Source organism: Lysobacter enzymogenes (assembly GCF_017355525.1).
Classification (GTDB): Bacteria; Pseudomonadota; Gammaproteobacteria; order Xanthomonadales; family Xanthomonadaceae; genus Lysobacter; species Lysobacter enzymogenes_C.
Window position 1 is genome coordinate 4,082,565 of sequence record NZ_CP067395.1, and the last position, 20,605, is coordinate 4,103,169.

Annotated in this window: 20 protein-coding genes; 5 read left to right on the forward strand and 15 right to left on the reverse strand. The window is 70.4% G+C overall.

Annotated elements, in window-relative coordinates; translation table 11 throughout:
- Positions 1-5: 5 nt before the first annotated feature.
- From JHW38_RS17220 to JHW38_RS17270, 11 genes are all read right to left on the reverse strand, one after another.
- Positions 6-1,553, reverse strand: a complete 1,548-nt coding sequence (locus JHW38_RS17220; RefSeq protein ID WP_207522550.1) for an AMP-binding protein — start codon at positions 1,551-1,553, stop codon at positions 6-8.
- Positions 1,550-2,344, reverse strand: a complete 795-nt coding sequence (locus tag JHW38_RS17225) for a thioesterase II family protein (protein ID WP_207522551.1) — start codon at positions 2,342-2,344, stop codon at positions 1,550-1,552. Before JHW38_RS17225 ends, JHW38_RS17220 begins: the two co-directional genes overlap by 4 nt.
- Before the next feature lie 19 nt (positions 2,345-2,363).
- A complete protein-coding gene (locus JHW38_RS17230) occupies positions 2,364-2,618 on the reverse strand; it encodes an acyl carrier protein (protein WP_207522552.1) in 255 nt (84 codons plus the stop codon).
- A complete protein-coding gene (locus JHW38_RS17235; RefSeq protein ID WP_207522553.1) occupies positions 2,615-4,729 on the reverse strand; it encodes a beta-ketoacyl synthase N-terminal-like domain-containing protein in 2,115 nt (704 codons plus the stop codon). Before JHW38_RS17235 ends, JHW38_RS17230 begins: the two co-directional genes overlap by 4 nt.
- Position 4,730: 1 nt before the next feature.
- A complete protein-coding gene (locus tag JHW38_RS17240) occupies positions 4,731-5,636 on the reverse strand; it encodes an SAM-dependent methyltransferase (RefSeq protein ID WP_207522554.1) in 906 nt (301 codons plus the stop codon).
- Between the two features lies 1 nt (position 5,637).
- The gene (locus JHW38_RS17245) at positions 5,638-5,928 is read right to left on the reverse strand and encodes an acyl carrier protein (RefSeq protein ID WP_207522555.1); all 291 of its coding nucleotides are present in this window, start codon (positions 5,926-5,928) and stop codon (positions 5,638-5,640) included.
- A 72-nt stretch (positions 5,929-6,000) separates the two neighbouring features.
- Complete coding sequence (locus JHW38_RS17250; protein ID WP_207522556.1) at positions 6,001-7,029, reverse strand: acyl-CoA desaturase; 1,029 nt, start codon at positions 7,027-7,029, stop codon at positions 6,001-6,003.
- A complete protein-coding gene (locus tag JHW38_RS17255) occupies positions 7,016-7,984 on the reverse strand; it encodes an acyl-CoA desaturase (RefSeq protein ID WP_207522557.1) in 969 nt (322 codons plus the stop codon). The genes JHW38_RS17250 and JHW38_RS17255 overlap by 14 nt, the downstream gene beginning before the upstream one ends.
- Before the next feature lies 1 nt (position 7,985).
- On the reverse strand, positions 7,986-9,716 hold the full coding sequence (locus tag JHW38_RS17260) for a fatty acyl-AMP ligase (RefSeq protein ID WP_207522558.1): 1,731 nt from the start codon (positions 9,714-9,716) through the stop codon (positions 7,986-7,988).
- A 94-nt stretch (positions 9,717-9,810) separates the two neighbouring features.
- A complete protein-coding gene (locus tag JHW38_RS17265) occupies positions 9,811-10,845 on the reverse strand; it encodes a 3-oxoacyl-ACP synthase III family protein (protein ID WP_207522559.1) in 1,035 nt (344 codons plus the stop codon).
- Positions 10,846-11,456: 611 nt separating this feature from the next.
- The gene (locus JHW38_RS17270) at positions 11,457-12,353 is read right to left on the reverse strand and encodes an SDR family oxidoreductase (RefSeq protein ID WP_207522560.1); all 897 of its coding nucleotides are present in this window, start codon (positions 12,351-12,353) and stop codon (positions 11,457-11,459) included.
- A gap of 82 nt (positions 12,354-12,435) precedes the next feature.
- Between JHW38_RS17270 and JHW38_RS17275 the strand changes: the two genes are divergently transcribed.
- The 3 genes from JHW38_RS17275 to JHW38_RS17285 all read left to right on the forward strand — a co-directional run bounded on the left by JHW38_RS17275 (position 12,436) and on the right by JHW38_RS17285 (position 15,030).
- A complete protein-coding gene (locus tag JHW38_RS17275; RefSeq protein WP_207522561.1) occupies positions 12,436-13,275 on the forward strand; it encodes a helix-turn-helix transcriptional regulator in 840 nt (279 codons plus the stop codon).
- Between the two features lie 116 nt (positions 13,276-13,391).
- A complete protein-coding gene (locus tag JHW38_RS17280) occupies positions 13,392-14,111 on the forward strand; it encodes a hypothetical protein (protein ID WP_207522562.1) in 720 nt (239 codons plus the stop codon).
- A 94-nt stretch (positions 14,112-14,205) separates the two neighbouring features.
- Positions 14,206-15,030, forward strand: coding sequence for a transglutaminase-like domain-containing protein (locus tag JHW38_RS17285; RefSeq protein ID WP_242691414.1), 825 nt, complete (start codon positions 14,206-14,208; stop codon positions 15,028-15,030).
- 14 nt (positions 15,031-15,044) lie between these two features.
- Here JHW38_RS17285 and JHW38_RS17290 read toward each other — a convergent pair whose 3' ends face one another.
- The 4 genes from JHW38_RS17290 to JHW38_RS17305 all read right to left on the reverse strand — a co-directional run bounded on the left by JHW38_RS17290 (position 15,045) and on the right by JHW38_RS17305 (position 18,321).
- On the reverse strand, positions 15,045-15,494 hold the full coding sequence (locus JHW38_RS17290; RefSeq protein WP_207522564.1) for a hypothetical protein: 450 nt from the start codon (positions 15,492-15,494) through the stop codon (positions 15,045-15,047).
- Positions 15,495-15,719: 225 nt separating this feature from the next.
- Positions 15,720-16,742 carry a hypothetical protein gene (locus JHW38_RS17295; RefSeq protein ID WP_207522565.1) on the reverse strand — a complete coding sequence of 341 codons (1,023 nt, stop codon included), beginning with the start codon at positions 16,740-16,742 and terminating at the stop codon, positions 15,720-15,722.
- Positions 16,743-17,082: 340 nt separating this feature from the next.
- Entirely contained in the window at positions 17,083-17,586 is a 504-nt protein-coding gene (locus JHW38_RS17300) for a cupin domain-containing protein (RefSeq protein WP_207522566.1), read from the reverse strand.
- 129 nt (positions 17,587-17,715) lie between these two features.
- The gene (locus JHW38_RS17305) at positions 17,716-18,321 is read right to left on the reverse strand and encodes a hypothetical protein (RefSeq protein ID WP_207522567.1); all 606 of its coding nucleotides are present in this window, start codon (positions 18,319-18,321) and stop codon (positions 17,716-17,718) included.
- Positions 18,322-18,748: 427 nt separating this feature from the next.
- On the opposite strand from JHW38_RS17305, the gene JHW38_RS17310 reads away from it, so the two are divergent.
- A complete protein-coding gene (locus tag JHW38_RS17310) occupies positions 18,749-19,150 on the forward strand; it encodes a DUF952 domain-containing protein (RefSeq protein ID WP_207522568.1) in 402 nt (133 codons plus the stop codon).
- A 492-nt stretch (positions 19,151-19,642) separates the two neighbouring features.
- Positions 19,643-20,524 carry an alpha/beta fold hydrolase gene (locus tag JHW38_RS17315; RefSeq protein ID WP_207522569.1) on the forward strand — a complete coding sequence of 294 codons (882 nt, stop codon included), beginning with the start codon at positions 19,643-19,645 and terminating at the stop codon, positions 20,522-20,524.
- The last annotated feature ends 81 nt before the right edge of the window (positions 20,525-20,605 follow it).

Here is a 20,605-nt window from a genome sequence, read left to right on the forward strand (position 1 = left end):
GCGGCTCAGCACAGGCTCACGTCCTCCAGCGCCTGCGGTTGCAGCGCGCGGCTGGCGAACTGGGCGATCGCGCGGCGGTTGGGCTTGCCGTTCGCGGTCAGCGGCAGCTCGTCGAGCTGCAGCACCCGTACCGGGCGCATGTGGCTTTCCACCCGCAGTTCCATCAGCGCCTGCACGCGTTCGATCTGTTCGGCGCCGGGCTGGCCGTGCACGCACAGCACCGGCCGGTCTTCGCCGCTGGCGTCGCGCGCCGGCACCACGAAGCAGATGCCCAGTTCCGGCAGGTGCGTGCCGATCAGCAGTTCGACCTGGATCGGCACCACCCAGCGCCCGAACACCTTGAAGCGGTCGTCCTCGCGGCCGTGGAAGTACAGGTATTGCTCGTCGTCGCGCGCGAACAGGTCGCCGGTGCGGTACCAGCCGTCGACGAAGCGCGAGGCGCCTTCGTGGCGCCGCCGCCAATAGCCGGCCGCGACCGCCGGCGAGCGCACCAGCAGCACGCCGATCTGGCCGGGGCCGACGTCGCGGCCGTGTTCGTCGACGATGCGCGCCTTGCAGCTCGGCAGCATGCGGCCGAGGCTGCCGGGGCGCAGCGCGTCGGGGTAGGTGGTCGCGAACACGTGACACAGCTCGGTCGCGCCGATGCCGTCGTGCAGGTCAAAACCGAAGCGCAGGCGCCAGCGCGCGGCGGTGGCTTCCGGCAGCGGCGCGCCGGCCGAGAACGCCAGGCGCAGCTTGCAGTCCTCGCCGCGCAGGCCGCCTTCGAGCAGCATGCGGTACAGCGTCGGCACCGCGAACAACACGGTCGGGGCGAACTCGCGCAGGTTGCCGAGCACGCTCTCGGCGGTCGGCCAGGCCGGGTCGAGCACCGCGCTGGCGCCGAGGTACAGCGGGAAGAACAGGCTGTTGCCCATGCCGTAGCCGAAGAACATCTTCGGCACCGAATACAGCACGTCGTCCTGGCCCAGGCGCAGCTGCGCGCACAGGTCGGCGCAGCAGGCCAGCACGCCGGCGCCGCTGTGCATCACGCCCTTGGGCTTGCCGGTGGTGCCGGAGGTGTATTGGATCAGCGCCGGCGCGTCGGCCGGCACCGCCACGGTCGCGTCCCAGCGGTCGTCGTCGTCGCGCGCGGCCAGCACCGTGTCGCGGAACCACATGGTTTCGAGCAGGCGCGCGTTCGGCGCCGGCGACAGCCCGCCGAGCGCCTGCGCCACGGTCACCGCTTCGCCGACCTGGGCGTACAGCAGCGCCGGCTTGGCGTCTTCCAGGATGGTGCGCAGCGATTCGCGGTCCAGGCGCGAGTTGACCACCGCCGGCAGCGCGCCGATCGCCAGTGCGGCGAAGAACAGCACCGCGAGGTTGGGGCCGTCGTCGAGCGCGATCACGACCCGGTCGCCGGCGGTCACCGAGTCGCGGATCATCGCCGCGGCCTGGCGCCGCACGGCGCGGTCGAGCTCGCGGTAATCGAGGCGGTAGCCGGGACCGAGGTAGCAGGGCTTGTCCAGGGCGCGCTTGGCGAACACCAGCTCGGCGGCCAGATTCAAGGCGTTCATGCGGTTCCTTCCTCCTCGGGCGATTCGATCGGATGGCCGGCGCGCGACGGCGCCGGCGCAGCGAGCAGGGCCGCGAGCGCCGCCAGCAGCGGTCGCGGATCGGGCTTGAAAAAGAAATGCTCGCCGTCCCATTCGTGCACGCGGGTCGGCGCGCGGCTCAGCGCGCTCCAGGCGGCCAATTCCTCGGCGGTGCAGGCCGGGTCGTCGCGGCCGCGCATCGCCGCGATCGGCAGCGCCAGCGGCGCGCGCGCGCGGTGCAGGTAGCCGGCGTTGAGGCGCAGGTCGGCGCGGATCGCCGGCAGGTAGGCGGCCAGCGCGGCGGCGTCGGCGAGCACCTGCGGGTCGGTGCCGTCGAAGCGGTGCAGCAGGGCGAGGAATTCTTCGTCGCGCAGGCCGTCGACGTCGGGGTAGTCCAGCGGCAGTTGCGGCGCGGGCCGGCCGGCCACGCACAGCCGCAGCGGCGCGCGCGCGCCGGTGTCTTGCAGCTCGCATGCGGTCAGGTAGGCCAGCAGCGCGCCGAAGCTGTGGCCGAAGAACGCGTACGGCCCGGGGCGCTGCGCGCACGCGGCGGCGATCGTCGCGGCCAAGTCCTGCAGGTCGGTCCACGGCGCTTCGCGATGGCGGAACTCGCGGCCCGGCAGTTGCACGCCGACGATCCGCAGCCATGCCGGCGCGATCCGGTTCCAGCCCAAAAACGCGCCGCCGCCGCTGCCGGCCGAGCCGAAGCAGATCAGTTCCAGGCGCGCGCCGGGCTGCGCGCCGGTGCCGGTGAACCAGGCCGGGGCGTTCATGCTCGGGCCGCGGCCGGGTTCATGGCGCCGCCTCGCCGCCGCCGAGCGCCGCCGACAGCTGGGCGATCGACGGGCAATCCCAGAACACGGTGATCGGCAATTCGCGCCGCAGCCAGCCGGACAATTCGGTAGCGATCGACACCGCCACCACCGAGTCGAAGGCGTAGTCGGTGAACGCGCGCTCGCGGTCGATCTGCGCCGGCTCGACACCGCTGGCGCGGGCCACGCGCGCGCTGAGCCAGCGCGCGATTTCTTCCTGGTCGGGAGCGGTCATGACAGCGCAGCCAAGGTGTCGACGTCGGCCGCAGCCGTCGCGTCGGTCGGCGCCGCAGCGGCGCGGGCGGGGCCGGGCGCGGCCTCGAGCGGAGGCACGTCGTAATGACGGCGGCGTTGGAACGGATACAGCGGCAGCTCGATGCGCCGGCCTTGCAGCAGCGTCGCCAGCTCCGGCCAGCGCAGCGGATAGCCGCGCCGCAGCAGCGCCGCGCACAGTTCGGCCAGGCGCCGCGCCGGCGTCGCCTGCGGCGGCGCCAACGCGTCGCCGTCGCGCGCGACCAGCACCGGCACGTGCGGCCGCGGCGATTCCTCGCCGTACGCGGTCACCGCGATGCCGAGGCTGGCGGCGTACACCGAGGCCGCGCGCAGATCCTCGCAGGCGCCGTCGACCGCCAGCCGCGGCAGGCCCAGCTTGGCCAGCAAAGCGATCGGCCGCAGCGGGCCGTGCAGCGGCGCCGGCAGCGGTTGCAGCGCGCGTTGCAGCGGCGGCCACGGCGCCTGCTCGGCGCCGTCGTTGGGGAACAGCGCCAGGCGCAGCTCGCCTTCGCCGGCGGCCGGCGCGGCGCCGCTGCGCAGCGCGGCGATCGCCTCGTCCCAGTCGCCGACCACCCACACCCGCCGCAGCGGGAACAGCCGGCGCTGCACGAACATCCCGGCGCACAGGTCGCGCAGCCGCGCCAGCGGCTCGCCGCGCGCGCGCAAGGTGTCGGCGAAGTCGGCATACGCCGCGCACAGGCGTTCCAGCGCCTGCGCATCGGCGGCGCTGACCGCCAGCGGCCACGGCCCCTGCGCTTCGGCATCGGGCTGCGCGCGCTGCGGCGGCGCCTGTTCCAGCACCGCATGCGCGTTGCCGCCGCCGAAGCCGAACGCGCTGACCGCGGCGCGGCGCGGGCCGCGGTCGCCGCTCCAGGTTTGGTGCTGGGAACACAATTCCAGGCCGCCCTGGCTCAATCGCAGCAGCTGGCTCGGCGTCTGCGCGTGCAGGCTCGCCGGCACTTCGCCGCGTTCCAGGATCAACGCGGTCTTGATCGCGCCGGCGATGCCGGCGCTGGCTTCCAGATGGCCGATGTTGGATTTGACCGAACCGACCCGGCACGGCCTTAGCGGATCGCGCTCGCGGTCGTAGACCTCGCGGATCGCCTGCATCTCGATCGCATCGCCGAGCAGGGTGCCGACCGCATGCGCCTCGATGTACTCGACGCTGGCCGCCTCGACCCCGGCGCGTTGCAGCGCCGCGCGCATCACCTGCTGCTGCGCCGGCCGGTACGGCGCCGACAGGCCGTTGCTGCGGCCGTTGTGGTTGGTCGCGCTGCCGAGCACCACCGCGCGGATGCGGTCGCCGTCGGCGAGCGCGCGGTCCAAGCGCTTGAGCAGCAGCATGCCGCCGCCTTCGCCGCAGACATAACCGTCGGCGTCGGCGGCGAACGGCTTGCAGCGGCCGTCGCGGGCCAGCGCGCCGGCCTGGGCGAAGGCGATCATGTTGGCCGGCGACAGGATCAGCTGCACGCCGCCGGCCAGGGCCAGCTCGCATTCCTCGTCGTCGAGCGCGCGGCAGGCCAGGTGCAGCGAGGCCAGCGACGAAGCGCAGGCCGCGTCGACCGTCAGGCTCGGCCCGGTCAGGCCGAACAGGTACGAGATGCGGTTGGCCGCGACCGCGGCGCTGGCGCCGGTGCTGGTGCGCATGTCGATGTGCGCCCACTGCCCGGCCCAGCGGCGGTCGAAATCGCGCGTGCTCAGGCCGAGGAACACGCCGACCGGCTGGCCGACCAGGCGGTCCGGCGCCAGCCCGGCGTCTTCGCAGGCGTGCCAGGCCAGTTCCAGCGCCATGCCCTGCTGCGGATCCATGCGCTGCGCTTCTTCGGCGTCGATGCGGAAGAACGCCGCGTCGTAGCGGTCGCCGCCGTCGTCGATGCCGGCCTGCGCGCAATAGGTGCGGCCCGGCTGGCCCGGCGCGTCGCCGAGAAACGCGGCCGCGTCCCAGCGTTCGGCCGGCACCGCGCCGAGGCCGCTGCGGCCGTGGACGAGGTTGTCCCAGAACGCTTCCACGCCGTCGGCGCGCGGAAACCGGCAGGCCATGCCGACGATGGCGATGGGCGCGCGCGCGGCCATCTCAGCCGCGTCCCGCCAGCGGCGTGCTGCGCGGCAACGGCCGCAGCGCCAGCCGGCAAAGGTTCATGGTGCCGGTGTGGAAGGCCACCACCATCAGCGACAGATACTTTTCGTAGCGCTGGTACTGCGCTTCGCCGGCCAGTTCGATCGCCTCGCGCCTGTTGCGGCGCAGGTTGTGCAGCCACTGGCGCAGGGTGCGCGCGTAGTGGTGGCGGTCGTTGCGCAGCTCGACGATCTCGAACAGGCCGCTGGCGGCCTGGAACAGGTCGGCCGGGCGCGGCAGGTCGGATTCGGGAAAAATCTCCTGCGCGAAGAACGCGCTGAACTGGCTGCGTTCGGCGTTCTCGTAGGTGATGGTCTGCAGCGAGACGCGGCCGTCGGCCGTCAGTTGTTCGGCGCAGAACTCGAAGAAACGGCGGTAGGCGGCGATCTTCTCGCTCTGGCTCTGCTCCAGGCTGGCGAAGTGCTCGAACGCGCCGATCGAGACGATCGAGTCGTAGCGCGCCTCGCCGCGGTGCTGCTCCCAGCTTTCCAGGCGCGCGCGCAGGCGCGGATCGGCGTGCGCGGCGATCGCGTCGGCCTGGGCCTGGCTCAGGGTCACGCCGGTGCAGTCGGCATCGCCATGGCGCTGCAGCGCGCGCTTCATCAGCCCGCCCCAGCCGCAGCCGACGTCGAGCAGGCGCTTGCCGGCGCCGAAGCCGGCGCGGTCGAGGTGCCAGTCGAGCTTGTTGCGCTGCGCGGCGTCGAGGTCTTCGCTGTCGTCGAGCCACAGCGCGCTGGAGTAGGTCATCGACGGATCCAGCCACAGCGCATAGAACGCGTTGCCGACGTCGTAGTGGTGCTGGATCGCGTCGGCCGACGCGCCGGCGCTGACCGCGGTGGAGGCCGCCTGAGGTTGCGCGCTCATCTCAGCGCTCCGCCGCCAGCGCGGCCGCCAGCGCGGCGATGCTGGGATGGTCGTAGGCCACCGCCGCATCGAGCTCGCGGCCGAGCCAGTCGCCGAGGTCGCCGGTCATGCCGACCGCGGCCGAGGAATCCAGGCCGATCTGGTTGAAGCTGGCTTCGGCGTCGATGCTGTCCGGCGTCACCGACAGCACGTCGGCGATGTACAGGCGCAGCCACTGGGCGATGCGCTCTTTGGCGTCGCCGGCGGCGGCGTCGAAGCTCGGCAGGGGGAACGGCGCGGTCATCTGGTTCATGGGCGGGCCTCGGTGTGCTCGGAAGAAAGAAACGCCGGAGAGAAAAGGTCGAGAGAGGAACGCGGGTGCGGCTCAGGCTCCGGCGTCGGAACCGGGATCGGCGGCGGCGACCGCGGGCCCGCGGCCGCGCAGCGCGCGGCGGTCGCGGTCTTCCGCGCGCACGCGCTGCACGTCCCAGACCACGCCGAGTTTTTCCAGCACGCACACCACCCCGCCGCTGATGTCGATCTGCCACCAGCGCAGCGACAGGATCGCCGCGCGCGGAAACGCGTGATGGTTGTTGTGCCAGGACTCGCCGAGGGTCGGGATCGCCATCCACAGGTTGTTGGTGCTCAGGTCGCGGGCGACGAAATCGCGGGTGCCGACCACGTGCGCGAACGAGGTGATCCACCAGATCATGTTGTGCAGCGCGAACATGCGGATCAGCCCGCCCCACAGGAAGCCTTCCAGCGCGCCGTACCAGGTGCCGGTCAGCGCGCCGCCGAGCGCGGCCGGCAGCGCCCAGCCGAGCGCGATCCATTGGTAGTAGCGCTTGTTGACCCACATGATCGGCGCGTCGCCGAGCAGGTCTCGGGCGTAGAAATTGGCGTTCGGCACTTCGTGCTTGAAGGTCCAGCCGATGTAGGCGTGCAGCAGCCCGCGCACGCGGTTGAGCGCGCCGTCGCCGTGCAGGTTCGGCGAATGCGGGTCGCCGGGCTTGTCGGCCAGCTCGTGGTGCATGCGGTGCAGCGAGGTCCAGAACACCACCGGGCCTTGCCCGGCCATCGAGCCCAGGATCGCCAGCAGCGCGCGGAACGCGCTCGAGGACTTGAAGCCGCGGTGGGTGAAGTGGCGGTGGTAGCCGATGGTCAGGCCCATGCCGACCAGGAAGAAGAACAGCAGGAAAATGCCGAGCGCGGTCGCCGAGACCGGGCGCACGAACAGGTGCAATGCGATCGCCGTAACCAGTCCGCCGAAGCCGAGCCCCGTCACCAACGCGGTGTGCAGGTGCTGCAGTCGGCGGAACCGCGGGTTTTCGACGGTGCGGCGGCGGTTCGGCACGGGTCCGGCGGACGGCGCCGGCGCCGGGTCGAGGCCGGTGTCGGACTCAATCGCGCTCATGGGGAGCTTCCTGCAAGGACGGGAGGGAAGACGGTTCCGGCGCGGCGCCGCGCGGCTCGGGCTTGGCCCGGCGCACTTGTTCGGCCAGTCCCAGGCGTTCGAGCAGCAGCACGAAGGCGCCGCCGATGTCGAGTTCGTACCAGGCGCGCGAGAAATACGCGGCGCTGCCGTCGGCGTGGTGGTTGTTGTGCCAGCCTTCGCCGAGCGCGAACAAACCCAGGAACCAGTTGTTGCGGCTGCTGTCGCCGGTGTCGTAGCGCTGATAGCCCCACAGGTGCGCGGCCGAGTTGATGCCGTTGGTGAGCTGGTTGGTCACGAACAAACGCAGCAGGCCGCCCCACAGCAAGCCTTCGAACGCGCCGGCGAACGTGCCCTCGATCGCCAGTCCGATCAGCGCCGGCAGCAGCAGGCCCAGCGCCAGCCAGGCGAAGTAGTGGCGGCCGACCCAGCGCACGGTTTCGTCCTTGAGCAGGTCCGGGCAGTACTGCAGCGAACTCGACAGCTCGTGGCCGAAGGTCCAGCCCGCGTGCGCGTGCCAGAACCCGCGCCAGCGGCCGAGCGCGAGGCCTTGATGGGTGCGCGGCGAATGCGGGTCGCCGTCGCGGTCGACGTAGCGGTGATGGCGGCGGTGGTTGCTGACCCAGTAGATCGGCGGGCCTTGCGCGGCCATGCACGCCAGGATCGTCAGCGCCGCCTTGATCGGCCGGGTGGTCTTGAACGCTCGATGGGTCAGCAGGCGGTGGTAGCCGACGGTGATCGCCAGGATGGTCAGGAAATAACCGCCGAGCAGCAGCGCCACATGCCATGGCCTGACCTGGCCGTAGACCAGCGCCGCGACCACCGCGGCCGCCGGCAGCGCCACGATCAGCAGCGCGTGCAGACGCTGCGCCAGGCGCCCGCCGGAACTGGCCAGGGCGACGCGCGCCGACGGTTGCAGACTCTCCGGACGCTCCATCTCAGGCCTCGCTCAGTTCCGGCGCGTCGGCCGCTTCGAACGCGTCGGCTTCGAACAGCTCGCGGCAGCGGCCGCGGCGGACCTTGCCGCTGGTGGTGCGCGGCAGGTGGCCCGGCTTGATCAGCCGCACCTGCGCGACCGCGACGCCGTGGCGGGCGATGATCTCCGCGCGCAGCGCGTCGACGATCGCCGCCTTGTCGGCGAAGCCGAGGCCCTGGCGGCTGAGTTCGTGCACGATCACCACCTGCTCGTCGTGCGGCGCGGGGCGCTGGAACGCCGCGCCGCCGCCGAACGCCAGCGCCGGGTGCGCGTCCTGCGCGGTGTGTTCCAGGTCCTGCGGGTAGTGGTTCTTGCCGCGCACGATCAGCACGTCCTTGAGCCGGCCGGTGATCAGCAACTGCCCGTCGAGCAGCGCGCCGAGGTCGCCGGTGCGCAGGTAGCGCTGGCCCTCGGGCGCGTCGGCCAGGGTCGCGGCGAAAGTGCGCTCGCTCAGCTCAGGTTGATCGAAATAGCCGCGCGCGACGCTGTCGCCGCCGACCCAGATCTCGCCGATGCTGCCGTCGGGCAGCGCGGCGCGCGTGTCCGGATGCACGATCCGCACCGGGGTGGCGTCGCCGATGCCGCCGCAGCCGATGAAGGCCATGCCTTCGCCCGGCGCGGCCGCGGCGGTGGCGTCGCCGATCGACAGCGCGCCCGCGTCGAGGTCGTAGCGGCGCGCGCCGTCGCCCTGCATCACGCCGGTGACGAACAAGGTCGCCTCGGCCATGCCGTAGCACGGGAACACCGACGACGCGCGCAGCCCGTGCGGCGCGTAGGCCTCGACGAACGCGGCGACGGTGCCGGCGCGGACCGGCTCGGCGCCGGTGTAGGCCACTTCCCACGCGCTCAGGTCCAGGCCCTCGCGCGCTTCTTCGCCGACCTTGCGCACGCACAGGTCGTAGGCGAAGTTCGGCCCGCCGCTGACGGTGCCGCGGTAGTCGCTGATCGCGCGCAGCCAGCGCGCCGGCTTCTGGATGAAGTCGATCGGCTGCATCAGCACGCACTGGCCGCCCTGGTACAGCGTTTGCAGCAGATTTCCGATCAGGCCCATGTCGTGGTAATGCGGCAGCCAGCCGACCACCACCGACTCGCGGTGCATGCGCATGTAGTGGCCGATGGCGCGCTGATTGGCGATCAGATTGTCGTGGCCGACCATCACGCCCTTCGGCGTGCCGGTCGAGCCGGAGGTGTATTGCAGGAACGCCAGCGTTTCGCCGCCGGCGTAGGCCAGCGCTTCGAACTGCGGCGGCGGCGCGATGCCTTGGATGCTGGCGATGGCGCCGGTGTCGACCCAGTCGACCGCGCCGAGCCCGGCCGCGACCGCGTCGCGCAGCTTGGCCTGCTCGCGCTCGCCGGCGATCACGCAGGCCACCCGCGCGTTGCGCCCGATCGCCGCGACCGCGCCGGCGTTCTTCGCCGACGGCACCGACACCGGCACCGCGACCACGCCGGCGGCGAGGCAGCCGAGGAAGGTCTGGAAGAACGCCAGCGGATCGGCGTCGAGCACGATCGCGCGCTGCCCGGCGTAGCCGCGTTCGGTCAGTTCGGCGGCGATCGACCAGGCGCGGTCGCGCAGTTGCGCGTACGTGCACTGGCTGGCCGCGGTTTCGCCGCGGTCCAGGCCGATGTAGGCGACCTTGTCGGGCGTGGCCTCGGCATGGCGGCACAGCCGGGCCAGAATCGTCTTGTCCACTGCGTTAGTCGCGTCCACTGCGCACCTCGGTGAGTCGACGGGCCGGCGCTCGCGCGCCGGAGGGATCGATGCGGGCGGCGTCGCCGCCGCGCGGTCAGGCGGTTACGGCCAAGACTTGCGGCTGGGTTTGCGCTTGTTCTTGCGGTGCGCACTGCGCTTGCGCCGGCGCGGCCGCCTGCGGCGCGTAGCGCAGCACGGTCGAACCCCACGACAGCCCGACGCCGAAACTCGACAACACCAGCGTGCGCGCGCCCGACGGCGCGCTCAGCAGCGGCGCCAGCACCAGCGGAATCGAGGAGCAGCAGGTGTTGCCGACGTCCTGGGCCAGGAACGGAGTCTTCTCCGGCACCCCGAGCGCATCGCCGATGCTTTCGACGATGAACTTGCTGCCCTGGTGCAGCAGCACCACGTCGACCTCGTCGAGCGCGGCCGCGTTCTTCTCCAGCGCGCGGGCGATGCTGCCGGGCACCTCGCGGATGCAGAAGCGCGCCACGTCTTTGCCGACCATGCGCAGGCGCCGGCGTTCGTCGAGCATCAGGCTGCCGGCGTGGTCGCCGCTGGTGCCGAAGTCGGCCGCGCCGATCCGCCACGGCGCCTGCCGCGACAGCAAGGTCGCGGTCGCGGCGTCGCCGAACAGCAGCGCGGTCGCGCGGTCGTCGGGATCGACGATCTTGCTGTACGGGTCTGCGGTGACCAGCACGCCGTAATCGGCGCCGAGCGATTGCAGGAAGCCGGCGGTGAGGCTCAGCGCGTACACATAGCCCGAGCAGCCCAGGGCCAGGTCGAACGAAGCCACCCGCGTCGGCCAGCCCATGCGTCCGTGCACGATCGCCGACACCGGCGGAATGCCGTAGCCGTCGGGATTCTGGGTGACCACGACCAGGCAGCCGATGCGTTGCGGATCGATCCGGCAGCGTTCGAGCAGATCGGCGATCGCGCGGCAGGCCAGATCGGAGGTGGTTTCGCCGCTGTCCTTGACCGACAAGGTGTCGAAACCGATGCGCGAGACCAAGGTATCGCGCGGAACGCTGAGCCGTTCGGCGCGATCGGCGCAGTGGATGCGCGAGCGCGGCACATAGGCGCCGATCGCCTCGATTCCGTAGTCGAAGCCGGCCGCCTGCGCGCTCATGTGCGTCGCCACCGCGATGCAGCGCGACGCCGCGCGCGCTGGCCGATGTGTCGTTGCGAGGGACGCAGATCCTTCATGCGCGATGCCTTCCTTGGATGGGTGGGCGTGGCGAGGTGCGAACTTCCGGGCGGCCGATGCTGCTGTGCGCGCGATGGCGTTTTCAATCGCGGATCCGGCGAACTGCTGCATCGGTCGCAGCCGGCTCGATGCGCGCGCGAGCTTGTGACTGCCGACGTGCGCGCGCCTGGATTGGCGGCGCAGATGCGCAGCGACGGCAATCACGGACGCGCTCGCGCCGCGACGGCGCGCGCTCGCGCGTTCGCGGCGACTGCGCGAACGCGCGTGCGGTCACTCGCGAACGGAGCCGGGTGTGCTTTCGCGATGCGACTGACATCGAATCGTTCGTGACTCGGGCCGGGATCGCGTCGCAGTTCCCTGCGCGGAATCTGGGGATTGCAGCAATGAGGTCACAGTTGACGCGCAAGTTGCGCGTCGGGTCGCATCGTTGCGATCGACCGTATGCGGTTTGCGTCGTGGGCGACGCTGCGGATCGCGGAGCAGCGGCCGCTTCGGTTCGCGGCCGGCGGCGCGAACCGAAGCGTCTTCGTCGATCAGGCGTCGGTGAGTTCGAGCCGGCGCAGATCTTCGATCAGGCCCGGCCCGGTCGGCGTCCATCCGAGCCGGCGCCGGGTTTGTTCGCTGGACGCGGGAAAATCGTGGCCCGCGAACAGCGCGAGCCAGCCGAACCGGCTTTGCGCCTGCTCCGGCGCGATCGATTCCACCGGCAGATCCAGGAGCCGGCCGACCGTCTCGACGATCTCGCGCATCGCCACGCCTTGCTCGGCGACTGCGTGGTATTTCGCGCCGGGCTGCGCGCGCTCCAGCGCCAGCCGGTACGCGCGGGCGACGTCGGACAGGTGCGCGGCCGGCCAGCGCTGGCTGCCGTCGCCGACATACAGACATTTGCCGAGCTGCCGGAACAGCGCGACCAGCGGCGTGACCAGGCCTTGCGAAACCGGGTCGTGCACCTGCGGCAGGCGCATCACCGACACGTTGGCGCCGGCCGCGGCGGCCGCGGCCGCGGCTTCCTCCGAGGCGGCGCGCGGATGCCGGTCGGCGCCGACCGCGGCGTCGTCCTCGCGCGCGAGCTGGCCCGGCGCGGCCGCGACGATGGCGGTGCCCGAGGTCACGATCAGCGGACGGTCCGAGCCGGCGAGCGCCGCGCCGAGCGCGGCGACGATCGCGCGGTCTTCCTCGCAGCTGGCCGCGAAGCGCGAGAAATCGTGGTTGAAGGCCAGATGGATCACGCCGTCGGCCTGCGCGGCGCCGGCGGCGAGGCTGGCGTGGTCGTCGATCGAGCCGGGGTGGACCTGCGCGCCGGCGGCCCGCAGCGCATCGGCCTTGGCCGGGTTGCGGCACAGACCCAACACGCCATGGCCGGCGCCGATCAGTTCCGCGACCACGGCCGAGCCGATGTTGCCGGTGGCGCCGGTGACGAATACCCGCATGGGAGCGCTTCCTTTATTGGTGGGGAAGCCGACTGTGTGCTTCAATCGGATGCTGGTAAATCAGTGTCTTTATCCTATTAAGATGGCTACCCGCCTCAGCCCCAACGGCGCGTCGGACAGCCCGCTCGGCGCCTATCTGCGCGACCGCCGCGCCAGGCTCGATCCGGCCGCGCTCGGTTTGCCCAGCGCGCGCCGGCGCACGCCGGGGCTGCGGCGCGAGGAAGTCGCGCAACGCGCCCACATCAGCCCGACCTGGTACACCTGGCTGGAACAGGGCCGCGGCGGCGCGCCGTCGGCCGAAGTGCTCGACCGGATCGCGGCCGCGCTGATGCTGACCGAGGTCGAACGCGAACATCTGTTCCTGCTCGGCCTCGGCCGGCCGCCGGAAGCGCGCTGGCGAGACGACAGCGGCGTGACCCCGCGCCTGCAGCGCGTGCTCGACGCGCTGGACCCGCACCCGGCGCTGATCCGCACCGCGACCTGGGACGTGGCCGCGTGGAACCGCGCTGCGACGGTGATGCTGATCGACTACGGCTCGCTGCCGCCGGAGGAGCGCAACATCCTGCGCTACCTGTTCCTCGACCCGCGCGCGCGCGCCGCGCAATACGACTGGGAGAGCGTGGCGCGCTTCGCGGTCGGCGCGTTCCGCGTCGACGCGGCGCGCGCGGGCGCCAACCTCGCGATCGAGCCCTTCGTCGAGCGCATGTGCCGGTTGAGCCCCGACTTCGAACGCCTGTGGCGCGACAACGGCGTGCAAGGCGCGCACGGCGACGCCGTCAAACACATCCGCCATCCGCTGCTCGGACCGCTCGCATTCGAGTATTCGGTGTTCGCGGTCGATGCGCGTACGGATCTGAGCCTGGTGGTCTACAACCCCACGACCGTCGCGGACCTGCAAAAGATTGCCGGCTTGCTCGGCTAGCCGGACCTCGCGCGCCCGTCATGCGCGAGCGCTGCGAACCGCCCTTGCCGGCGCCTGCGCCGGCGCGTAGGGTTGCGCACCGCTCATCCAGCCCGCACCGCCCAGAGGCGCCTCGCATGCAGTTCAACGGACAACGTTTCCTCGTCGTGTATTCCGGCGTGCTCACCATCGCCTTCGTCGCCGCGATGCTGAGCGGCTTCGCCCAGACCAACAAGAAGCTGGTGGTGGAGGAACTCGAGGTCCAGCGCATCAACGTCAAGGAGCCCGACGGCACCTTGCGCCTGATCGTGTCCAATGCCGCCAAGGCGCCCGGCATCATCATCAAGGCCAAGGAATACCCGCATCCGAACCGCCGCGTCGCCGGCCTGATCTTCTTCAACGACGAAGGCAGCGAGAACGGCGGCCTGATCTTCGGCGGCGAGAAGACCAAGGACGGCGACAAGCGCTCGTTCGGCCACCTCTCGTTCGACGCCTACGAACAAGACCAGACCATGGCGCTCAACTCGCAGGACGGCAAGGAAGGCCGCGCGACCAAGCTGCAATTCACCGATTACCCCGACCACTCCATCGTCGAGGACATCGAGTTCATGGATTCGATCAAGGACCTGCCCAAGGACCAGCAGGAGGCCAAAAAGAAGGCTTACTTCGACCGCAAGGGCAAGCCGACGCGGCGGATGCGTCTGGCCCGCGACGCCGACGGCAGCGTGGTGCTGGCGATGAACGATCTGCAAGGACGGCCGCGCATCGCCATGAAGGTCGCCGACGACGGCACGCCTTCGTTGAAGATGCTCGACGAGAACGGCAAGGTGGTCGGGCAGCTGGCGCCGCAGCCGTAAGCGGACGCCGGCCGGCGATCGAACGCGGCGGACGCCGCGGTTTGCGGTGCAATGGCTGGCGTGCGCTTTGCCAGGAAGGTGATGCTTGAAGTCGATGCGATGGTCGCTGTGGATGGGCGCGGTGATGGTTTCGGCGTGGATGCGCGCCGCCGCCGCGGAACCGGCGTTGTCCGAGGCCGAGCTCAGGCTGCGGATCCAGTCGGTGCTGGTGCCGTCGCCGTACCGGCTGTCGCCGGCGGCGCGCCGCGGCACCGTCCGTTACCGGCTCGCCGAACGCGACGCCGCGGCGAACTGGGCATGGCCGCAAACCGGCGAGCAAAACGCCGTGCGTACTTCCGACGGGCTGGAGCTGACCGTCTGCAAGGACTGCGGCCGCGAACCCGCGCCCGACGCGGCCGCGCTGCGGCGCTACCGCGCGCCGACGCCATGGCTGCAAAGCAAGGACCCGGCGGTGGCGAGCTTCGCCCGCGCCGCCGGCGTCGGCAGCGTCGACACGCGCATGCGTCGTCTGGTCAAGGCGGTGCAGGCGCAGCTGTCGGGCCCGGTGGTCTACAGCGGTTACCGCAGCGCGCGCGAAGCCTTGCAGCGGCGCGAAGGCGATTGCACCGAGTACGCCTTGCTGCTCGCCGCGGCCGCGCGCTCGCGCCGCATCCCGGCGCGCGTGGTCGGCGGGATGGCGTACGGCAGCCGTTTCGTCGGCCGCGCGCACGCGTTCGGCCCGCATATGTGGGTGCAGGCCTGGAACGGAGAACGTTGGATCAGCTACGACGCCGGCCTCGGCGAATTCGACGCCGGCCATCTGGCGCTGGCGGTCGGCGACGGCGATCCTGAAAGCCTGCGCGGCGTGATGGCGGCGCTCGCCGGCCTGCGCATCGATGACGCGGCCGGCCTGTTGCCCGAGCAACGCGCCGCCGATTGACGCGGCGGCGGCGCTTATTCGCGCGGCGGCGGTTCGCGCCGCATCGGCAGCTCGGGCAGGTCGCTGTCGTCGTCGACCCATTCGGCTTCGCCGGGACGGCTGATGCCGCCGACCAGCACCATGACCAGATCCGACTCCAGGCGTTGCGTGGTCACCACCACCGGTGTCTGCGTCTGCGCGGCGGCGCTGGGCGCGGCGAGCACGGTCTGCGGCGATGGTGCGATCTCCGCCTGGCCGGCCGCGGCGGGCGCGGCGATCGCCAGCGCCAGCGCCGTGCCCATCGCCAACCGATACGAGACGCAGACCGGGCCGCTGGCCTGCCGCAACAGCTCCGCGCGCTCCGCGTCGCTGCGCCCGTCGAGGCAGTGCACGGTCTTGCCGCACGCGCCGCAATGGCCGTCGAGGCGTTGGCGCGCCTGCGCGTCGAGCGGACAGGGCTGGTCGATCCTGGGGTAGCGGGCCATGTGCGGTTCCTTTGCACCGAACGATGGCCCGTTGTAGCACGCGGCCGGCGGCTTGAGGCCCGAAGCCGCGGGCGCGCATGCCGCCGATCCGACCGGCGGCGCAGGACAGGAAACCTGTGTCCTGAATGCGAGCGTCGATCTGGCCGCTGCCGAGGTCACCCACGCGAACGTCACGGTCTTCGCGTTTTCGGCGGCGCACAGCCCAACCGACGCCCGCGGCCGGCCTCAGTCCGAATACGGCTCCGGATTGGCCAGCGCGGCGCCGCGATGGTCGGGTCGGGCCGGATCGTTGCGATAGTTGTCGCGCCACTCGCTCCAGCCGTAGCCGAGCCGCGCGCCCTCGTCGTAGACATAACCGTAGCCGTAGCCGGTCACGCTGAAGCGGTTGTCGACCACGGCGAGCGCGCGGCCGTAACGGTTGCCCCAGCGCGACTCCAGGATCAGCTGATAGCCGTTGCCCTCGAACAGATTGCCTTCGATCCGGACTTGGTCGATGTCCGCGGCGGTCTGGAAGAACAGCGAGCCGGTGTCGTTGCCGGAGCGGATGTCGAAACGGTTGTTGCGGATCGACATGCGCCGCAGCGGGTTCGCCGCGGTCGAAAAATCGCGCACGGTCGCGGCGGAGTTGTGCGAAGCGTTGCCGCCGGAGCCGTACGAGCGCAGGCGATGCACGTAGTTGCCGTCGGCGACGGCGTCGTACTGCGGGCCGGTGTTGTAGAAGCAGATGCCGCTGCCGGTGTCGTGGATGTAGTTGCGCTCCAGGATGCCGACGCCGAGGAAGGCGCAGGAACGCGAGATGCGTTTCTGCGCGATCAAGGCGCCGGAAATTTCCGAATCGCGGATCTCGACCCGGCCCTTGGCCGGCGGACAGGCGTCGTCGACGCAGCGCGAATAGTCGGTCGTGGTCAGCACCGCGGTGCCTTCGCTGATCGAGACGGGGCGAAAGCAGGAACGTTCGATGACGATGTCGCCGGCCGAAAGGTCCAGCGGCGATTCGAAACGAAGATCGCTCAGGCGCGTGCCGGGCGCCAGCCTGGCGTTGCCGGTGTAGCGCGGAAGCGAATCGCAAGTGTGCTGCCCGATCGCGGCCAGCCCGGTGTTGGTGGGCGTGAGTTGCCAGCCCCGCAGCAGCGGCGGCTGCGCCGAAGCGGCGCTTGCGAGCGCGGCCAGCGCAACGCAGGCGAGCGCCTGGCTTGCGCGGACCAAGCGGCGGGCGTCGGAGCGAATCGACAACGCGGGATCGATCATGGACTTCCTCTCGGGATGAGTAGCCGAACGGATGCGGGCAGATCGGCGGCTCGTCTGGTCGACGTTCGTCGCGCCGGATCTTCCCGGTAAGGCCGGCGAAGCCGCTGTCGATGAGCGCATGCGGCGCGCGCAGCGCATCGCCGGCGACGCGATCATCCGCGCGCCGGCAGCGCGCGATGCTTGCCGCCGATCACGTTCGTACAATGTGCCCGCGTTTGCGCCGGCGATTGGGACGACAGCTGTCCGCAATGGCGTTGCGGCGCTCGGTGCGCCGCTTCCCGAACGCATGACAGATGTCCATTGCGCGCGCGAACGCGATTGGGCTGGCGATGCCGCCGCTTCAGCGTTCCCCGTCCCAATAGTCGACGCCTTCGCCGTTTCTGCCGATGAATTCGAACGCTTGCTCGCCGCCCAGGTTCGCCTCCGCCATGAACTTCCCCGAATCGGGATACACGCAGATCTCGGGATCGTCCGTGGTTGCGATGGAGAGATACTTCAGAACCCCGGGCGATGTGTTGATGATCTGGTGCGGGTACTCCGGGCCGGGCGGAATGCAGACGACGTCGCCGGCCTTGATCGGCAACAGCTCCCCGGCCACGCGCAGCGTTCCGGATCCTTCGATCACGATGAACATCTCCTCCTGCGCGTAGTGCAGGTGATAGGGGCACACGCGCTTGCCCGGCGGCACGACGTCGAACGCCGCGGCCAGCTTGCGCGCCGCGGTTCCCTCGGTGATGCGCACGCGCTCGCTCTCGTACAGCGGGCCGCGGACGAAATGCTTGAGCGGCGATTCATGCACGTTGCGGATCAATGCTGCGGAAAGCGCGCTGGCTGTGTCGGACATGGCTGGGCTCCACGGGATGACGGGCGCCCACTATGACGCTTGCCGCGCGTTGCGGCAGCGTTGCGGGCGCCATCGGCACGTGCGCGCTGTCGCGCGGGCGGCAAAGCGGTCGCGCCTGTCAGCGACAGGTCACGGAACCACGCGGATCGGGAGATTGGCGACCAAGGCATTGGGCGCCGTATTGGTTCTGGTTTGAACCAGGCAGGGGCCGAGGCTCTGCTTGAATACCAGGCGATTGAGCACAGGCGGTCCCGACTGCGTGGCCGCATCCAGGACGGCGACGATGGGACCGCCCGACGGCGTGGAGTTCGGACAATTCAGGCTGAAGGGCGGCGGCACCGACAGCCTGACAGCACTGAGCGTCACGTTCCACAGCGTCGGCGACAGCGTGGGCGCGCCGGTGAAAGGCGGATTGGGTCCGATGTAAGGGGCCGCCGCGGCCGTTGCCGGCCACGGAAGATACGTCACCACCGCAGGACAGATCGAAGCGCCGGACAGCACGACGTTGGTGATGCTCGCGCTGCCGTTGACGACCGTCATCGTAAAATCCGCGTTGCAGGAAAAGCCGCTGACGGCGGTCACCGAAATCGGCCCAGCCAAGTGGACCGTTCCGTTGGCCGACCATGTTCCGGTCGACACGTTCCATACCTGGAAGGAGGTAGCGGATGCGCAGGCGCTGGCGGACACTGCCATGATTGCGGCGATGGCGAGCAGGGAGGTCCTGAACGGGGTCATGGCGTTTTCTCCTGTGTGGTTTCGAGCCGTCGTCCCTGTACAGACGCGCCCGCCCGAACAACCCGAACCTGGTAAGCAAGCAACGAACGGACCTGCCGCCGCGGCGTCTCCTTTGAAGCCCGGTGGAAGGACGTGAGAAAGGGAGAGTTTCAAGAATCCCGCACCCATGGCGCAACGCGCTTGGACGAGACGCGCTGCAGTTCGTCTCCAGGACGTTGCGTCTCGGCCGGACTCACCCAGGCTTCCCGGCGCTGGCCGCGACAACGAACGCGCTGGGTTCGCTCAGAAAACATCCACGGGCAGCGGCCGTCCGGCAGTCAAGCGCTTACCGCACCGTATCAACCGCAGAGGTAAGGTCATGAGGCACAAGAGGGTTCGGGTCCTGTTGCTCGGGTCGTTGTTTATCGGCCATCCCGGCCAAGGCGCGTTGGCGGAAGAAGGCGGTGCGCCTCCGACGGCGGCGTACAAGATACTGACCCGGCCGGAAATGGAAGCGCTCAAGGCGAACGGACGCTTCGAAGGCTCGGCTCAGGACGCGGCCGACGGATTCATCCATCTTTCGACCGACAGCCAGCTGACGCGAACGGCCGACCTGCATTTCGCCGGCAAGACCGACCTGTTCGTCGCGACGGTGGACGTGCAGGCCGCTGGCGCCAGCATCAAGTGGGAAATCTCGCCGCGCAGCGGCCTGGTGTTTCCGCATCTGTACGGCGTGTTGGAGCAGCGGCTAGTGCTGCGCATCGTCCGCCTCCGCCGCGACGACCGCGGGCGCGTCGTCCTGGATGCCGCGCCGGATCGCGCCGAGACCCAAGGCGACGGTCGGCCCTGAGGGGCCGGCATACCGGAGCAGAAGTTCAAGAACACGGAACCCTTACGGCTGCCGCAACGCGGCCGAACGGCAAGGGATGCGCCTGGAGTCCTTCCGAAGTCCGGTTCCGTCGACGACCGCCGATAACGGTGCGCCCGACACCATTGGAAAACGCAACGGAAACTCAAGGGCGCGCCCAAGCGCCGTGAGCTTTCGTGCGCGATCGTTACCTTCGGTGATCCCATCGGAGTCCGTCTACCTCGTCTCGGAACCGGATCCGCAGGGACGGTATATCCAGCGCAACCTGTCCGTAAGACGCGTCGACACAGGCTCAGACAGTCGGCTCGTTTTTCTCGTTGCCGCGTTGCTGCCGGTTTCAAGGCGGCCCGGACGCGGCCGATCGATCTGCGGACCCAGGCGAGTCGCTCAGTAGGTTGCAGTCGAAAAACGTTGGACTGTCTTGCTCCCGCATCCACGCATACCCATCCACGACGACAGTGGCGGAGAACGCTTATGACGGTGAAATCCGAAGACCGGTTCGTTGAGATCGACGACGTGAAGCTGTGCTATCGGGTCGAAGGCGACCCGTCGCACCCGCCCGTGCTGTTGATCATGGGCCTGAACTCCCAGCTGATCCATTGGCCGCAGCGGCTCGTCGACGCGCTGAAAGAGCAGCATCTGGTCGTCCGCTTCGACAACCGCGACAGCGGCTTGACGCGGTGGCGCAGCGGAGAGCCGCCCGCCGACGGCTATCGCCTGGTCGACATGGCCGACGACGCGATCGCGTTGCTGGATCACCTCAAGATCGACAGCGCCCATATCGTCGGGGCGTCGATGGGCGGCATGATCGCGCAGCGGCTGGCGATCAATTACCCCGCGCGAGCGCGCAGCCTGTGCTCGATCATGAGCACCACCGGCAATATCTGGGTCGGATACGCGCAGCCCGGCGTCATCGCGGAACTGATCGAGCCGCCGCCGGCCGACGAGCAAGGCGCGATCGAGCATGCCGCGGCGCTGTACGACCTGATCGGCTCGGATACCTATGCCGCCGAAGAACGTCCGCGTCGCCGGGCGCTGGCCGAAGCGGCTTACCGGCGTTCGCTCGATGAGAACGGCGTTCCGGCCCATCCCGGCGGCGGCGCGCGCCAAGTCGGTGCGATCCTGCTCGCGGGCGATCGCACGAAGGAACTCAATGGCCTGGCCCTGCCGACCTTGGTCATCCACGGCAACGAGGACGCACTGATCCATATTTCGGGCGGCAAGGCCACGCGCGACGCCATCCCGGGAGCCCAATGGCTGGGCGATCCGGCGCAGGGCGTCGAAGGCATGGGGCACGACCTGCCGCAGCCGCTGCTCGACGCGATCGTCGCCGGAATCGTCGCGCACCTTAAGTAGAGCGCGTTCGCGGGCTGGGTCGGCGACGGGTGGTCCAGCCCGCGAAACGATCGCCGACGGCGTCGGCGGCGCCATCCCTCC

Coding starts and splice junctions, on each gene's coding strand:
- JHW38_RS17220 (WP_207522550.1), bottom strand. CDS start 1,553: ATGAACGCCTTGAATCTGGCCGCCGAGCTGGTGTTCGCCAAGCGCGCC.
- JHW38_RS17225 (WP_207522551.1), bottom strand. CDS start 2,344: ATGAACGCCCCGGCCTGGTTCACCGGCACCGGCGCGCAGCCCGGCGCG.
- JHW38_RS17230 (WP_207522552.1), bottom strand. CDS start 2,618: ATGACCGCTCCCGACCAGGAAGAAATCGCGCGCTGGCTCAGCGCGCGC.
- JHW38_RS17235 (WP_207522553.1), bottom strand. CDS start 4,729: ATGGCCGCGCGCGCGCCCATCGCCATCGTCGGCATGGCCTGCCGGTTT.
- JHW38_RS17240 (WP_207522554.1), bottom strand. CDS start 5,636: ATGAGCGCGCAACCTCAGGCGGCCTCCACCGCGGTCAGCGCCGGCGCG.
- JHW38_RS17245 (WP_207522555.1), bottom strand. CDS start 5,928: ATGAACCAGATGACCGCGCCGTTCCCCCTGCCGAGCTTCGACGCCGCC.
- JHW38_RS17250 (WP_207522556.1), bottom strand. CDS start 7,029: ATGAGCGCGATTGAGTCCGACACCGGCCTCGACCCGGCGCCGGCGCCG.
- JHW38_RS17255 (WP_207522557.1), bottom strand. CDS start 7,984: ATGGAGCGTCCGGAGAGTCTGCAACCGTCGGCGCGCGTCGCCCTGGCC.
- JHW38_RS17265 (WP_207522559.1), bottom strand. CDS start 10,845: ATGAGCGCGCAGGCGGCCGGCTTCGACTACGGAATCGAGGCGATCGGC.
- JHW38_RS17270 (WP_207522560.1), bottom strand. CDS start 12,353: ATGCGGGTATTCGTCACCGGCGCCACCGGCAACATCGGCTCGGCCGTG.
- JHW38_RS17275 (WP_207522561.1), top strand. CDS start 12,436: ATGGCTACCCGCCTCAGCCCCAACGGCGCGTCGGACAGCCCGCTCGGC.
- JHW38_RS17280 (WP_207522562.1), top strand. CDS start 13,392: ATGCAGTTCAACGGACAACGTTTCCTCGTCGTGTATTCCGGCGTGCTC.
- JHW38_RS17285 (WP_242691414.1), top strand. CDS start 14,206: ATGCGATGGTCGCTGTGGATGGGCGCGGTGATGGTTTCGGCGTGGATG.
- JHW38_RS17290 (WP_207522564.1), bottom strand. CDS start 15,494: ATGGCCCGCTACCCCAGGATCGACCAGCCCTGTCCGCTCGACGCGCAG.
- JHW38_RS17295 (WP_207522565.1), bottom strand. CDS start 16,742: ATGATCGATCCCGCGTTGTCGATTCGCTCCGACGCCCGCCGCTTGGTC.
- JHW38_RS17300 (WP_207522566.1), bottom strand. CDS start 17,586: ATGTCCGACACAGCCAGCGCGCTTTCCGCAGCATTGATCCGCAACGTG.
- JHW38_RS17305 (WP_207522567.1), bottom strand. CDS start 18,321: ATGACCCCGTTCAGGACCTCCCTGCTCGCCATCGCCGCAATCATGGCA.
- JHW38_RS17315 (WP_207522569.1), top strand. CDS start 19,643: ATGACGGTGAAATCCGAAGACCGGTTCGTTGAGATCGACGACGTGAAG.